Origin of the sequence: Paenibacillus sp. IITD108 (assembly GCF_036541265.1) — a bacterium.
GTDB lineage: Bacteria > Bacillota > Bacilli > Paenibacillales > Paenibacillaceae > Pristimantibacillus.
Genome location: NZ_JAZHCT010000020.1, coordinates 97,135 through 112,786, shown reverse-complemented (window position 1 = coordinate 112,786; position 15,652 = coordinate 97,135). Strand labels below are relative to the sequence as shown.

General features: G+C 42.7%; 11 protein-coding genes. 1 reads left to right on the top strand and 10 read right to left on the bottom strand.

What is annotated here, in order from left to right; translation table 11 throughout:
- Positions 1–15: 15 nt before the first annotated feature.
- The 6 genes from V1L65_RS17960 to V1L65_RS17935 form a co-directional block, all read right to left on the bottom strand.
- On the bottom strand, positions 16–603 hold the full coding sequence (locus V1L65_RS17960; RefSeq protein WP_331700593.1) for a hypothetical protein: 588 nt from the start codon (positions 601–603) through the stop codon (positions 16–18).
- A gap of 58 nt (positions 604–661) precedes the next feature.
- Entirely contained in the window at positions 662–2,362 is a 1,701-nt protein-coding gene (locus V1L65_RS17955; RefSeq protein WP_331700592.1) for a polysaccharide biosynthesis protein, read from the bottom strand.
- Positions 2,363–2,515: 153 nt separating this feature from the next.
- Positions 2,516–3,214, bottom strand: a complete 699-nt coding sequence (locus V1L65_RS17950; protein ID WP_331700591.1) for a CpsD/CapB family tyrosine-protein kinase — start codon at positions 3,212–3,214, stop codon at positions 2,516–2,518.
- A complete protein-coding gene (locus tag V1L65_RS17945; RefSeq protein ID WP_331700590.1) occupies positions 3,195–3,965 on the bottom strand; it encodes a YveK family protein in 771 nt (256 codons plus the stop codon). Before V1L65_RS17945 ends, V1L65_RS17950 begins: the two co-directional genes overlap by 20 nt.
- Before the next feature lie 73 nt (positions 3,966–4,038).
- A complete protein-coding gene (locus V1L65_RS17940; protein WP_331700589.1) occupies positions 4,039–6,105 on the bottom strand; it encodes an S-layer homology domain-containing protein in 2,067 nt (688 codons plus the stop codon).
- 72 nt (positions 6,106–6,177) lie between these two features.
- Positions 6,178–6,963, bottom strand: coding sequence for a tyrosine-protein phosphatase (locus tag V1L65_RS17935; RefSeq protein ID WP_331700588.1), 786 nt, complete (start codon positions 6,961–6,963; stop codon positions 6,178–6,180).
- 459 nt (positions 6,964–7,422) lie between these two features.
- Here V1L65_RS17935 and V1L65_RS17930 point away from each other — a divergent pair, with 459 nt between their 5' ends.
- Positions 7,423–8,052, top strand: coding sequence for a hypothetical protein (locus V1L65_RS17930; protein ID WP_331700587.1), 630 nt, complete (start codon positions 7,423–7,425; stop codon positions 8,050–8,052).
- 660 nt (positions 8,053–8,712) lie between these two features.
- Here V1L65_RS17930 and V1L65_RS17925 read toward each other — a convergent pair.
- The 4 genes from V1L65_RS17925 to V1L65_RS17910 all read right to left on the bottom strand — a co-directional run bounded on the left by V1L65_RS17925 (position 8,713) and on the right by V1L65_RS17910 (position 15,465).
- On the bottom strand, positions 8,713–10,371 hold the full coding sequence (locus V1L65_RS17925) for a thiamine pyrophosphate-binding protein (protein ID WP_331700586.1): 1,659 nt from the start codon (positions 10,369–10,371) through the stop codon (positions 8,713–8,715).
- A gap of 25 nt (positions 10,372–10,396) precedes the next feature.
- Positions 10,397–13,156 (bottom strand): EAL domain-containing protein, encoded by a 2,760-nt coding sequence (locus tag V1L65_RS17920; RefSeq protein ID WP_331700585.1) that lies wholly within the window; start codon positions 13,154–13,156, stop codon positions 10,397–10,399.
- 292 nt (positions 13,157–13,448) lie between these two features.
- Positions 13,449–14,675, bottom strand: a complete 1,227-nt coding sequence (locus tag V1L65_RS17915) for an RtcB family protein (RefSeq protein ID WP_331700620.1) — start codon at positions 14,673–14,675, stop codon at positions 13,449–13,451.
- Between the two features lie 16 nt (positions 14,676–14,691).
- Positions 14,692–15,465: a nucleotidyltransferase domain-containing protein gene (locus V1L65_RS17910; RefSeq protein WP_331700584.1), complete on the bottom strand. Its 774-nt coding sequence runs from the start codon at positions 15,463–15,465 to the stop codon at positions 14,692–14,694.
- Between the last annotated feature and the right edge of the window lie 187 nt (positions 15,466–15,652).

The following is a 15,652-nucleotide window of genomic DNA, read 5'->3' as shown; positions in this document are numbered from 1 at the left end:
ATACTCCATTAAGTTTTACTTTTCCTTACTCACTTCCTCGTATGACTTCCCTTGACTCATTCCGTACTTCTTGGCTATCTCAATTAATTCATCATATTGCTCTGGTGTTAATTTTTCCAAAATAAGCGATCTAGCTTTCTTTTTTTCTTCAACGGATAATCCCCCGCTAGCGAGCTTCTGCAGCTCCTTCATATCCTCAATGCTAAGCTGCTTAAGAAAAACAGAGGTTAGTTTAGCTTTTTCACCTAATGTTATGTTTTCTTGTACTTCTTTTGCTTTATCTACAGATACTTCTGCCTTGTAATCGGTATTAGGAGTGTTATTGTCTGGCTTTTCTGAACCTTCACTGGATTTTTCGCCAGCTGGTGGTTGATTTGTTACGTTTGAAGATGTTGGTGACGACGGTTCAGGCGTTGCCGATACATCTGGAGTGCCGCTCCCACTGTTATCATTTGATTCATCCAATATCAACTCTGCCTCTAAACTAGCCGCGAGTGAAGCAATAAGCCGGTCAGCAGCATAATTAGCTGCAAATAATCCGCCAATGCCAAGTAACACTATAATAGAAGCTGCCCATATCACAATTTTTTTCCAACGCTTCATATTCCCATCTCCTAATTGGCAGTGTATAGCAGTTTAGTCCAACTTATGTAACACTTATCTAAGAAACATTCGAATACAGCGGAACTAAGCTTTCAATAATTTCCCTTATATCGCCCTGACCTTCATCCATTACCCGCTCGAATCGCTCGATATGGCTCGCTAGCTCTGCACGATCCATATCCATTGGCTTGCCAATAAAGATTCGCTTATGGTGAGTAGCGGTAACAGATTCTTCATCCGTCAGCAATTCCTCGAACAATTTTTCCCCTTCACGTAATCCAGTAAAGGCGATTTTAATATCAACACCAGGTTCATATCCAGATAAGCGAATAAGATCGGTTGCCAAATCTACTATTCGTACTGGCTCTCCCATATCCAGAATAAATATCTCTCCGCCATTTGCAAAAGCACCTGCTTGAATGACTAAAGAGACAGCTTCAGGTATCGTCATAAAATAACGAACCATATCCGGATGTGTCACCGTTACGGGACCGCCAGCCGCAATTTGTTCTTTGAATCTCGGAATAACACTTCCCCGACTGCCAAGAACATTTCCAAATCGGACTGCGACAAATTGAGTTTTACTGCTCTGATCCAAGCTTTGTATATACATTTCAGCAATGCGTTTGGTAGCGCCCATAATGCTTGAAGGATTCACTGCTTTATCCGACGAAATCATCACGAAGCGTTCTGCACCATAACGGTCTGCACAATTTGCGACATTCATTGTTCCAAATACATTATTTTTCACTGCTTCTGAAGGATTTCTTTCCATTAAAGGCACATGCTTGTGAGCAGCAGCATGAAAAATAACTTGCGGATAAAACGTACTAAAAATATTTTCCAAACGGTTCATATCCTGTATATCTGCAATAATTGTTTCTAATTTTAAATTGGGATACTTATTGCGCAGCTCCATTTCAATCGTATAAATACTGTTTTCACCGTGTCCCAACAACATTAAACACTCTGGATTAAACATTGCAATCTGACGGCAAAGCTCTGAACCAATTGACCCTCCAGCGCCAGTCACAAGAACGGTTTTCCCTGAAACATATCCAGCAATACCTGCCAAATCAGTCGCAACCGGATCTCGGCCAAGCAAATCCTCTACTTCTACATTACGCATCGATTGTACTGCTATAGAGCCATGGATAAGATCATTAATGGAAGGTATAATCTTTACACTTGCTCCAGTTTCTTTACATATATTAATGATTTCCTGTTGTATGGATCTGCCGACGGAAGGCATCGCGATAATAATGTCTTGCACTTGATTATCTTCAACAGCTTTTAAGATCATCTGACGGCTGCCCAATACAGGAATATCGAAAATTTTCATTTTGTGTTTGTTCGCATCATCATCAATAAAACCAACGATTCTTGAATTATCAAATAGTGTACTCGTCATCATATCTTTGGCAACTAATACACCGCAATCACCAGCACCTACAATAAGTACATTATGATGCTTTTTCTTAAACTTGGATCGGCTTATGCGGATCATTCTCCATGTAAATCTAGCTCCAACCATTAATAAAATCATAAGCTCAACAGTACGTAGAGCAACAGAGAAAGGAATTCGACTTCCTGAAACAAAATAAGTTAAAGCATAGGATATTACTATTCCAACCGTAATGGCCTTTAATAATTCAATAACTTCCCCAATACTTGCGTATTGCCAAATATGGCGATATAAACGAAAAAAAGTAAAGGTAACTGCACAAACTACAATTAAAATAATTGCAAACTGTATCATTTGTTTTCCATATATACTGCTTAGTTCCCCATCAAAACGAAGAAGATAAGATGCGAGCACAGCTACCCAAATGATACACATATCCACAATAGTTACTATGAATGTTTTACTAGTCCGACTCACATCTTATCTCCCTTATTCCATCGTTTTAAACTACTTGCCTGCTTCGCCATTGCCATAATAATAATAGTAGGATTGCTCCTTTGCATTCCGTTTCACATTATTAAGAACAACGCCAAGTATGCGTGCTTTTACGAGCTCCAAGTTTTTTACAGCTCTTGCCGCAGCGTCTTTTTTTACTTTTCCTTGATCCACAACCAGAATGACCCCATCGCTTTTTGTAGCAGCAATCTGAGCATCCGTTACGGCTAACAATGGAGGCGTATCGACCAAAATAATATCGTACATCTGCCTTAACTCATCCAGCATGGCCGTCATGCGATTTGAAGCGATCATTTCTGCAGGGTTAGGCGGTATTGTACCGGATGTAATAATATCTAAATTAGGAATCGAGGTAGATTGTATAACATCCTCCAAATTAAGCTGCGAAGAAAGAACAGATGATGCTCCCCTACGATTAGAAAGAGTAAAAGTATGATGCGTAGTAGGCTTGCGCATATCACAATCAATCAGAACAACCTTCCGATCGGACTGCGCAAAGGTTACGGCAAGATTCGTTATCGTAGTAGACTTTCCTTCGCCTGGTCCTGCGGAAGTCACCATCAATACTTGCAGCTTTTCATCGATGGATGAAAAATCCAAATTAGTGCGCAAAGTTCGATAGGACTCAGAGACTGGTGAACGCGGGTCAATCACTGTAATCAACTTACGTTTATTTATCAATCGTGACACGCTCTAATTCCCCCACTTTGTAACTGGATTTTTTGGCTAGTTGTTTATTTTTCCCCATTCCTTCCGTATCTACTTTTATAATGGAGGCTAATGTAGGCAGGCCAAGATGCTCCATGACATCCTCTTCTGTTTTAATCGTGTCATCCAACATCTCAAGTAAAAAGGCGAGACCAACCATAAGCATTAAAGATACTACAAATGCTATCGCAGTGTTTAGTTTAACATTAGGTGAAACTGGTGATGCTGAGCTTTCATTTTCATCCGCATAATTGAGGATAGATACGTTTTCTACTTGGAAGATATGGATAATTTCAGTACTAAACACATCAGAAACCGCATTAACAATCTGTGCGGCTTTCTTATAACTCGTATCTTGTACATTTAGAGTCATCACTTGCGTGTTATTTACCGAGCTTACCTTCACTTTTTGGACCAGCTGCTGCAAAGTTAAATCCAGATGAGGATACTGCTCTACAACCTTGCCCATAATAGCAGGAGTTCTAATAATCTCCTTATATGTATCTATCATTCTAATGCTTGAATTAATCTGGTTAAGATCGATTTGTCCTGTTGCAACTTGATTGGCTGTTTGATTTACAATGATTTTAGTAGATGCCTCATACTTGGGCTGAATATAAAACTTGCTAAAAAGTGCAACTGCAACTGTTGCAACTGCTACCGTTAACACAATCAACATAAATCTTTTCTTGATGATATGAAAAAGTTGCTTTAAATCCAGTTCGTTCGACACTCTAATATCCTCCAATAGCTGATAAAAATCTTCCTCCCATCAATGAGAGGAAGATTTTTCTTGATGCTTCTAATTAATTCACATTCAAAGTTCTATGAATCATAACGGCTGCTTGAGCACGAGTGGACTTATCGTTAGGCGCAAATTTACCATCAAAGCCAACTACAATACCATGCTCAACCGCAAAAGAAACACCGGCTTTCAAGGAAGACTGGATCGCAGCAGCATCTTTAAATACGGACAATACAGCATCTTGATCTTTTACATCTTCCATCTTCTCCGTTACTTTAAGTGCGCGAGCGATCATTGTTGCCATTTCAGCACGAGTGATTGTCGCCTTAGGATCAAAGCGATCTGCAGAACGACCGTTGATAATGCCTAGCTTAACAGCAGAAGCTACATACGGCTTAAACCAGTCTGAATCATTCACGTCATTAAAGCTTTCAGTTGCTGATTGGTCAAGCAAGTTCATAGCATGTACAAGCATTTTTGCAAATTCAGCACGAGTTACACTATCTCTTGGTGCAAATACTCCTTCTTGCTTGCCAACAATAGCACCTTTAGCTGCTACAACTTCAATTGCTCGTCCAGCCCATTCTTGTACTGAAGCGATATCGTTAAAGCTTACTTTATTCTCTAGTACTACATACTTGGAGAAAGAATCGCGAGCTGCTACAATAATATCGCCTTTTACACGACCACCAAAGAACTCCAGACGATCGCCATTTAATTTAGCCAAGGAAAGCAATTCTTTATCAAGTCCAGTAATATCACCTAGCGGGATCGATACAATCAATGGATGTGAAAAAGTTTCTACTTTCTTCTCACCAACGTAAAGATTCAGTTCATATAGCTGGGAAGCTGCTTTCAAGTCACTAACATTTTCAGCATCTACATCTAGTTTATTAACTTCAAGACGAATTCCAGCAGTAAATGTACCTTGAAGTGGAATTTCAACTGCAAACTTGCCGCTTTCTAATACGAGATTAGGAAGGTTTGCTGCAGCTGCAGCCTTAATAACCGCATCTTGAATATTGTAAACAATTGAATCTTCAGCAATTTCGCCTGTTTGAATTGTAAGTGTAGGCAAAATTGTAGCATCAGTATCCAGTTCATTTACTTTTTCTTCAAGGGCTTTAATACCCGCAATAGCTTTCAACAGCTCTTTTTCATCCAAAGAAATGGAAGCTTGGCCGTCTTCTGTTTTAATAGCGTTCTTTGCATCAATTGCAGCTAGCTTAGCTGCTTCTTTAGCTGCATCTGCAATAAAGGAATCAACCAATTCTTGTTTCTCTTCATCTGTTGCTTTTTCCAACGCTTTTTCTAGATTATCTAGCAGATTTTGTACTGGCGCTGGCAACTCACTTGGAAGAACTGGGAAGCCGCCACCTGTTCCACCAGTTGGAGGAGTAGTGTTCATTCTCTTATAAGCTTTGTTTAAGGCAGATGCTGCATCCTGAACAACTTCCAAATCTGCCTTTAGCGTGTAGTCAAGCATCACACCTGCGATGACTGTATTAGAAATTCCATAAGCATTAAACAAATCTTTAAAGTCACTATTTTTATTAATAAAAGCACCAAGCACGCCGCTTAGCTCATTAAAAGATAGAGTATCCAGTTGACTAAACACGTCACTTTGGAATGTTTGGAACAACTTCACAAAATCATCAAGTGTTAATGTTTCTAAATTTTTTTTCGAAGATAGTTTTTCAAGTAATTCTTTGCTAGATAAACGAAGGCCTTCCAGTTCTGAGATACCGTAATCAGATGCTGGGTCATAGTCAATAGTAATAAGATCTAATAAAAATTTTTCGAATTGAGTTATTTCTCCAGGGGTTAATGTATCTAACTTTTCTGTAATCGGACCTAAAATCGCTGTCCATTCGCCATTAGCTCCAAGGGCTTCTGTATTACTTTGGAGCGCCTTAACTTTATTAACCCCCTCTGTTCCTAGAGCATTATACAATTTTTCCAAATCTGCTTTAAATTGAGAATGTGGAAATTCCCCTGCAGCAGAAGCCACCTGGCTCGAAACAAACTTGGCCATTAATCCTTCTGTGCTTAGTGGAATGCCTGCAAAAGCAGACATTGTCAAACTGACTGCGATAGTTGTTGCTGCAACTTTTCTTTTAAACGTCATAATCTTTCACCTCAAAAATATATTTTTTAATTTCTACTCATTCAACAGAATTTCTGTCACTAGCATTGGTGACTATCTTTTGAAAAAGTATGAAGTAAAACTACGAAATAAATTAGAAGACTTTGCGGTAATAACCGGCTGCACAGCAAATTCTTTATCTTCAAGAATACAAAGTGCGTTATTCTCAAAGTAGCTTCTCCACTCTTCTCCAAGCTTTTCTTGAACAAGGTGGTAAGTTTTATCTAAGCAAAATCCGCGTCTTTCACAATTGTGAGCATCATTTGCAATAAGATGAATAAGTCCTTTTTGACATAGTGACCAGGCATGTTGTTCCACTTTGCTTCCAAAGTTGCCTAACAAAGAGTGAGAGGTCATTTGCGCATACGCCCCAAGGTCAATTAACTCTTCGAGCCGCTTGTAATCGTCTACTACTCCCTTATTACGCTCTGGATGTGCAATAATTGGTTTAATTCCCAGCACCTTCAGCTCATGGATTAATTCCTCCATGAAAGAAGGGATATGAGAGCTTGGCATCTCAATTAATATGTAAGATGATCCGGCAAGGGTTAAAATTTCTCCCTTATGGTAATCATCGATTAGAGATTCATACGCCCGTATTTCTTGCCCAGGAAAAACAATAACTGGGATTTGTCTGGATGTCAAAACTTCATTAATATGTATCGTTTGCTCGATTACTTTTGACGCTTTATTAGTATGTACGCCATTGGCGTGGTGGGGAGTTGCTACAATAAAAGATGTTCCTGTTGCTTCTGCTTGCAAAGCCATCTGGACGGCTTCTTCAATAGAGGATGCACCATCATCCATTCCCGCTAAAATATGAGAGTGTAAGTCTAGCAAGGCAGATCCTCCCTACTAATTCGATTCATTTACCATTTCTTAAAGATGCTATAAAACAAAAAAAGACCCTCGTCGCATCAAAAAAATAATTCTTAAGGTCTACTATTTAAACTTTTAAATGTCTATAAAAGTCAAATCTTAGCCCCTAGTAACTATTAAATTTCGACACTTATAGCTATCTTTTGTTTTCCACCTTTACAATTTTACCTAAAGTTTCTAATCTAAATATAATTGTACTACAGTATTTACGTTATAGCTATAGCTTTTCTTGTAAGAGTTTGTCGTCATTTGTCGAAAATTATCATACCGTGAAATCGACATCTATACTTTATCTTTACTGGAAAATTAGACCATGAATATAATTAGTTACAAGCAGCTAATATCGATTCATACTATAAATAAAGTATAATTATTTCATGAACTATTGTGAATATTATTTATAATGGGGGTTTTATACATATGTTAAATGATGTAAATGAATTGGCTGAAACAAAAATAGAGGCTATGGACAAGCTCATCGCTTCCTGTGCGGCGCTTAATAGTCATGACATTATGAATATAGTTAATCGTGTGTTCTCTATTAATTTGGAAGAAATGGCTATGCTGCCTGACGATCAAATAGCATCGAAAAGTTTACACTCTCTAACACCGCAGGCTGCTATCGAAGTCTCACTAACGAACTCCAGCAACGGTATGACTGGCACTCAGGTTCGCCAGCTTATTAATCAGCTTTTTGGGATTAATCTGGATGCCCTTTCCGCCTTGGAGAAAGCGGGAATCTCTTTGTATTCTAAAGGACAATGGATGCTTCAGCATCACGAGGATCTTTTTGTTGTTTATACGGGGGTAGGAGATGTGGATGTGAAAATTTATCATACTGACTACTTTACCGAGCAAACAGGCTTGCATGAGCTACCGAAAAGTTTAATAGACAAATTGCTTCCGCTGGGATATCGCGAAGATCCGGCAGGCAAGGGCTATTATTTCTCCAGTCCTTCTGGAGAAGCTGTACCGGATGCATTTAAAGGAAAAACTATTCAAGCTATTTTGACTGTCATTAGTCAGGCTTACTCACATATACAAGGATAAACGACTCCATCGTCCTTTGGACAGACGTGTTTACCGATGACGGACAAGCTGCATGCAGTTTGTTGCGGTCATAAATGACCGTTAAAGCCCTATTTTCTGCTTTTTGCATTTGTAACGGTCAAAAATGTCCCTTACAGTATAATTTCTCGCTTATATTGCCATTTTGGCCGTGTAACGGTCACAAATGTCCGTTTCTAATTTTTTCTCCCCATTTTCGCTGGCTAAGGGACATTTATGTCCGGATTAATTGCGGGCAACTACTGATAAGCAATAAGAAAGGGGAACGAAGAGCAAGATTGGGAATGGAGAAGCGGCAGCGTCCACCTTAGTAGGCCCATTTTATCCTTTACAGGGGTTATTTCATCAAAAAAATTGGACTACCACAGGAATCCCAATCTTGATCGCAGTGCCCCCCCTTTCGATTGCTTATTGCCCTATTCACATTTAATCGACACCCTGCCAGCCAGCGCTATCTGTGAACAATACACTGATTTAGGTACCTTTAGACACAGATAACCACGTATAGATTCATTAGATTTTCAAAAGTGGCTTTTTCGGCTAAATAAGGCTTCCTGGATGCGTTAGAATCCGCGCCGCTCCATCGCTGCATGACATGGATAAACGGCGGCACCCGCCACCCCGTCCTTAGGACATGCGCGTTCACTTCCCAAAGGAAGACAAAAACTTGACCCGGTCTCCCATTGGCGGCGTGTTATTATCGACCAAAGCGATTTCCAGAACTGCCGGGCCATCTGCAGCCAGCAGCTCACTTAATGCAGCCTCGCTCAAGTCCTCCAGCTTATTCACTCTATAGCTGGAGATGCCCATCGCTTCCGCCATTTTGGCAATATGGACAGGCTCCTGCTCGAATGAAGGATGGGTGCGCTTGAACTGCAGCGAATGACCGTGATAAACCATCCCTAGCCGCGCGTTATTCATGACAACAAATAATATGGGCAGTCCGTATTCCTTGGCTGTAAGGATTTCCATACCGTGCATAAAGAAGCAGCCATCACCCGTAATGCTGACAACTGGACGGCCAGGCTCGGCCAGCTTGGAGCCGATCGCTGAGCCTATACCGCTGCCCATGGCGCCAAAGTGAACATTGATACTGTAGGAATCCTGGCTTTTCACTTTCATATATTGAATGACATAGGACATAAACTCTCCTATATCAACTGTATATCTCGTCTCGGCCGGCAGCATTTGCTGAAGGCGCAGCAGTACGTTTTGTGTATTGTATTCGCCTGCTTCCACGCCGGTTTCGGCCACAGCACTGGCCGCTGCTGCTTCCTGGCAGGCTTCCAAGGAGCTGCGCGACAATCCCAGTGCCGCCAATTGCTCAATGAGCAAGGACAGGCTTATATGAATATCGCCTAAAACCGGAATATCGATTTCATATTTGCGATGAAATACGGTAGGGTCGAAGTCCAGCTGGATCGTTACACGATTCTTCGTAAGGCTGACGTTATAATTGTTCGTTGCAGTCTCTCCGAGGCTTGAGCCAACGATAAGAAGTGTTCCCCTTTGTTCGTCAGCGATAATATCCGCCGCCGACTTATGGCCCGCAAAGCCGAATACGCCGGCCAGCAGCGGATGCTGGTCAGGGATATAGCCTTTGGCCTGCGGTGTCGTCACAATCGGCCAGTTGAGCATTTCTGCCAGCTGCAGCAGCAAATCGACCGAGCCGCGCACGCCTTGGCCGACAAGTATACAGCCGTTTCCTTGTGCGCCAAGTCTCTTAGCCGCTGCCGCAATTGTATCCGCATCAGGTGTAACAGGCTGACTCCCCGATAGAACAGGAGTAGCCAGCTCGCCAACCTCGGCATGCTGAACATCGATCGGCACCGCCACATGGACGGGGCCAGGCACTCCCGACAGCGCAATTTCGCAAGCTTTTGCAACCTCGTCCAGCAAATTCTTGGCATCCTTGACGATAACGCTGTATTTCGTCACCGGCTTGAAGATTGGAGCCGCATCAAGCTCCTGGGAAGCATTCAGCCCCATCGTTTGAACGGGCACAGCTCCCGTCAAAAACAAGATCGGCAAATGCTCGCGCATCGCATTGGCCGCACCCGTTACCAAATTCGTGCCGCCCGGACCGCTGCAGCCGATGCTTACACTAAGCCCGCCGGAATATTTGGCATAGGCGGCAGACATATATGTAGCTGCCCCTTCATGCTTCGTAACAACCGGCTCAATGTCCGGCATATCATACAGCTCATCGAAAAATGCATTTACAGACCCTGCCGGAATGCCAAAAATATACTTTACCCCATTAGTTTTGAGGAACTCCAATACCGTACGTGCTGCTTTCACACTCAACACTCCCATCTTTTGACCATTATTTTTGAAAGTACTTCTCAGCTATTTCTTCCGCCTTCATTGGACGGCTAAAGTAATAGCCCTGCATCAAATAACAGTTTCTTGAAGATAGGAATTCTGCATGTTGTTTCGTTTCAACACCTTCGGCAATTACACTAAGATTCAAATTTTGAGCCAATGTAATAATAATATTTGCAATTGCTGCATTATCGTCATCTGTTGTTATATCCTGCAAAAATGATTTATCGATCTTCAAAGTATCGATTGGCATATTTCTTAGATAGCCCAGTGATGAATAACCCGTTCCAAAATCGTCAATTGCAATTTGAATTCCTAAATTCTTCAGTTCCTTCATCGTCTTCAGAGTCGCTTCGGTATTTTTAATAATTAAATTTTCCGTCAGCTCCAAATGAAGGTATTCCGGTGACAAATCGACAGCTTCCAGCGCGCTTTTGATCATGGCAAACAAGTTGTTCTGCTCAAATTGGCGCACCGACAAATTAACGGACATGCTGATCTGGTCGTAGCCCTTATTCTGCCATTCCTTGAGCTGCCTGCATGCTTCCTGCAGCACCCACTCGCCTATAGGAACGATCAGCGCAGTCTCTTCTGCAATTGAAATAAACTGGTCCGGCGCGATCATGCCCCTTTGCGGATGGTTCCAGCGCAGCAGCGCCTCTACGCCAACGATCTGATTGTTGGCATAATCGATTTGCGGCTGATAGTGCAGCACGAGCTCGTTTCTGTCCAAGGCTTTGTACAGCGCATTCTCAAGCTTGACCGTCTCGAACGTTCTCGTGTCCATTCCTTCGCTAAAGAAATGATAGCTGTTGCCCGTGATTTCCTTGGATTTATACATCGCTGTATCCGCATTTTTAATAAGCATTTCGCTCGTATCGCCATTTTCCGGGTATATGCTGATGCCGATACTCGTCTTCACATAAATCTCATTGTCCAGCAGCTGAAAAGGCTCTGAGAAGGAATCAATGACTAGCTGGACTACCTTCAAAACTTCGATTTCATTTCTAATATTAGGCAAAACAATTGTAAACTCATCTCCGCCCTGCCGCGATACGGTTGCTCCCTTCGGCACACAAAGGCTTAGGCGCGCCGCTACATCCCGAAGCAGTTTATCGCCGACGCTATGTCCTAGCGAGTCATTAATGAGCTTAAAGCGATCCAAATCCAAATACAGTACAGCAAGCTTCTCCTCATTAATTTGCGCCTGGGTCAAGCTTTGGTTCAATCTGTCCTTCAATAATACCCGGTTTGGCAGATCGGTTAAGCTGTCATAATATGCGTGATACTTAATTTCCTCCTCCATCTGTTTTCTTTGTGTAATATCTTTGAATGTAACTACCTCACCTACTATCTCTTGTCCTTCATTTATTAAAGAAATAACGAATTCTACCGGGAAGCTAGTCTTATCCTTGCGATAAAATCTCTCTTCCTTATAATAGTTTTCCTGTCTTTCCACTTCCATCGCATTAAAAATAATGCTGGACGATTGCCCGATCAGCTCGCTCTTGGTCTCATAGCCCAGCATGGCGGCACCCGCCGGATTGCAAAATGTAATATTGCGATTCAAATCCAGGCCAAAAATCCCTTCGCCCGCCGAGTTAAGAATAAGCTCCTTCTCGCGGCTTAGCTGCTGCAATTCTGTAATGACCCATTCCAGCTCATTATTTTTAACCATAATTTCCGATGTTCTTTCTTGAATGATGCTTTCCTGCTTTTCCAAATAGAGCAAATTCGATAATGTGGATGCCGTAGCGTCTACAATAGACTGTGCAAGCTGGATAACGGCCGGCGAATATACGAAATCTCCTTCTTCAAAATTGGCGACAGCAATTACGCCAAGCGGATCCCCCATTGAAAGCAGTGGCAGCATTAAAATCCCTTTAATGCCAAAGTTGCGGCAAAGCTCATGATTCGGCCTGTTATCCTTAAACACATCCGGAATAAGCACCGCCTTCTTTGTTCTAACGACCTCCCGCAAGACGTGATCATTGCTTTCATCAATAGTGTTCATGCTATGCGTCTTGATCCAGTCTTCCTCTGTCCAGTCGCTGTCTTTGCTCAATTTTGCAGGTTTAATCTTCTTCTCGGCAATAGGATCAAGCAGATGAATGCCGATATTGCTGTTATTCAGCACCTTCCCCAAATAAAAGAAGCACTTGTCTATCCCCTCCTGCATCGTAGAGCATCTTGCCAAATCACCGATGACGTCTAGAAGAAGCTGCTTTTCTGCCAGCAAATTTTCTTTATGCGTCAAAATATTAGCGTTATGAATCGCCACCGCCGCCATGTTGACATAAGCCTCAACAGTCTGGATTTCAGACTCTGTCAGATTCATAGGGATGCCGTAATCAAATAAAAATACAAGGCCAAAAAATTCCTGATCAATGGAAATGGGAAGAGCAAGCAGCGATTTGATTTTGAAGCCTTCGATGGCGCGCGGGTCAGGTCGACTATCTCTGGAGGTATCTGGTATGTAGATCGTTTTTTTTGTCTCGATCACTTCTTTTGCCAGCAAATCTACATCTGTATCTACAATATGCATGTCCAGCGTCCAGCCATTAATGGTTTCCGGCTTACCAACATAGCCTCTTAACGTGCCATCCTCCTGGGGCAAGTAAATACCGACCGAATCGCACTGCACAATCTCTTCTGAAATGGCAGCAGTAACATGCTCCAACACTTCTCTCAGCTCCAGCCTCGAGTTTATTAACTTTGTCAAATTCGCAAGCCGAGAATATCTCATCTGTTCTTTTAACATTATCACCCCTCCAATTTTAAACCGACAGGGATATCGGCTTCCGCTGCCCTTCAAGAATAATTACAAGAGTAAGCGCTTAAAAGCTTGTCCGCCCTTGTAATCTGCAAACATCCTGCTGTCAATGTGATAACGATATTCTACAAATTTCTACGCCTTGATTAAATTTCCTCTTACTCTGGCAAGTTTTTTATTCCCTACTATTATTCTGTGAAAAGAATGACAAAAAAACAAGCCTAAAATAGGCTTGTGAGCAGTTTTTAATAAAAAAAATGCTAGAAATGGCTGAAACCGCCTAATCTTTATAAGGATCGAACTCATCAGCGCCTGCCATGCATACGCCGATCGGCTTCAGCACATGCAATACCTCGATCGTTTCGGCATGCGCATCCAGCACCTGCTGCAGCTTGCGATAGACAAAAGGGCTTTCATCGGTTCCCGCTCCGCGCAGCTCTACGCCAAAATTCCGCACAGCTTCCAGCATTTGCGCTGTAGAAATTTGTCCGCCGCTGCGTGTCCGCTTTTTCCAATTCATTTTGCCCGCTGCCTGGGTCCGGCTCATAATGCGTCCAGCCCCGTGAACGGTACTGTAATAGGCTTCACGATTTTCCGCTGTGTCCTTCCCTTTTACAATGACAGAAATATCCCCCATGCTGCCCCCAATAAACCCAAGCTGGCCTGGTGCTGATGGAGTTGCTCCTTTGCGGACGACTACCGTTTCTATTCCGTTATGCGTCTCCTTCCAGGCATAGTTGTGATGATTATGCACCTCCATGTCTGCTTCAGCGCCAAGAATAGCTAACACTTCTTCGATGACATAGTCGCGTCCTGCATAAGCGTACCGTCCTGCCAGCTTCATGGCGCGATAATACATATCGCCAAGCTCACTGTCTATATTCAGCAAAACAGGCGGCTGATCCATTTTCTCTCCAGGCGCGTTTGCAAGAAACGCCCTGCCAGCAGCCAAATTAATAAATCCGCTTGCCGTTTTATGACCGAAGCCGCGGCTGCCAAAATGATTGCCGATCCAAATCCGTCCCGTAGCAGCCTCCTCAAATATATCAACGTAATGATTACCGCTGCCGACTGTGCCCAGTTGGTCCCGTGCCAGGCTTTTCAGCTTGTCATGCTCCTGCGTGCCGATAGCCGCGTAAACGGACCAGTCCGGATCATCGAACAACGCATGATCTACCTTTTTACTATTGACACGTCCTACGCCAAAGGAAATATTTCGTGCAATTTCATCCATAATTTTAGACAGGCCTGGCTTTATATCCTTGGCATACAAATTCGTTCGCACCGCTTTATTGCCGCAGGCAATATCATAGCCGACCCCGGAAGGCGATATTTGCCCCTCATATACAACTACGCCGCCAATCGGTTGACTGTACCCTTTATGGTGATCTGCCATAAGCAGCGTCTGCACAACCTTGCCTGTGTTCGAACACGTAATCGCTTGGGAAAGCGCTCCTTCATCCGGATTCCCCCATACGCGAACACCATTTATCGTTTGATAAGCCATTACTCCTTCAACTCCCTCATTCCCTTTTATCATATAAAGCATACTGAAACAATTCATCCAGTTGTTTGTCCACTACGCCCTCTGAGCTCTCCATGCTAGAAGCCAGCTGTTCATAATAATCAATTTGTTTATCCAAATAAGTATTAATGACGTTAATCCTTGGCGCAACATCCAATTCCTCGCCTGCCCGCTTGCGGGCCAGCAAATCAATAATAACCGCTTTAAGCTCGCTGCTCTGCGGTACGATGGAATCAACCAGCTCCTCAAATACTATAGGAGGCATCGAATGATAGCGTTCAATCCATGCGCAAGCCAATATAGGACGCAGCACGTAAAAATACTTTTTGATTTTAACCTGCTCACCCTGCAAATACTCGCGGTAATTCCCTTTTGCCATATGCAAATAATGATACATGCAAGCTTTTGGCGAAAATGCTTTTGCTGTCAGCTCGCGAATTTTCTCCGTGACCGGCGTATGCTCCATGTAGCAGATAGGAGACTGCAGCCATTCCAACAGCGGCGGATTCGACTTGCGGAACAAGCGCAGCGCTTTTTTTATATCCCAGCCGTTGATATCCAGCCTATCACTGATCGGTCTTTCGATGACATCCCGCTTGTCAAAAACAGATAAATACCACTCTGCTGGACGCACGTATATAAATCTTACATCGTAATCGCTATCCTGAGACGGGAAACCCCACGCCCTGCTGCCAGATTCGCATGCATAGACGATCTGAACCTGCTCCTGCCGTTCAATCCTTTTCAGCTCTTCTACTATAGTCTGTTTCATCTTGATGCCCCCTTCCCAACTAAACCTATCTTCGCTTATTATTCCCCATATGAACATGGTAAAAGTATGGCGACGAATAATTTACAGCTGTCCTATTAGCCGCATTGCAGAAGATCATACCAATTGGTTGCCATAGCGCGATTATGTTACAATTTCAGAAATAGATAGAATAGAAGGTTATCGGCAT

Coding starts and splice junctions, on each gene's coding strand:
- V1L65_RS17930 (WP_331700587.1), top strand. CDS start 7,423: ATGTTAAATGATGTAAATGAATTGGCTGAAACAAAAATAGAGGCTATG.
- V1L65_RS17920 (WP_331700585.1), bottom strand. CDS start 13,156: ATGTTAAAAGAACAGATGAGATATTCTCGGCTTGCGAATTTGACAAAG.
- V1L65_RS17915 (WP_331700620.1), bottom strand. CDS start 14,675: ATGGCTTATCAAACGATAAATGGTGTTCGCGTATGGGGGAATCCGGAT.
- V1L65_RS17955 (WP_331700592.1), bottom strand. CDS start 2,362: ATGATACAGTTTGCAATTATTTTAATTGTAGTTTGTGCAGTTACCTTT.
- V1L65_RS17960 (WP_331700593.1), bottom strand. CDS start 603: ATGAAGCGTTGGAAAAAAATTGTGATATGGGCAGCTTCTATTATAGTG.
- V1L65_RS17910 (WP_331700584.1), bottom strand. CDS start 15,465: ATGAAACAGACTATAGTAGAAGAGCTGAAAAGGATTGAACGGCAGGAG.
- V1L65_RS17940 (WP_331700589.1), bottom strand. CDS start 6,105: ATGACGTTTAAAAGAAAAGTTGCAGCAACAACTATCGCAGTCAGTTTG.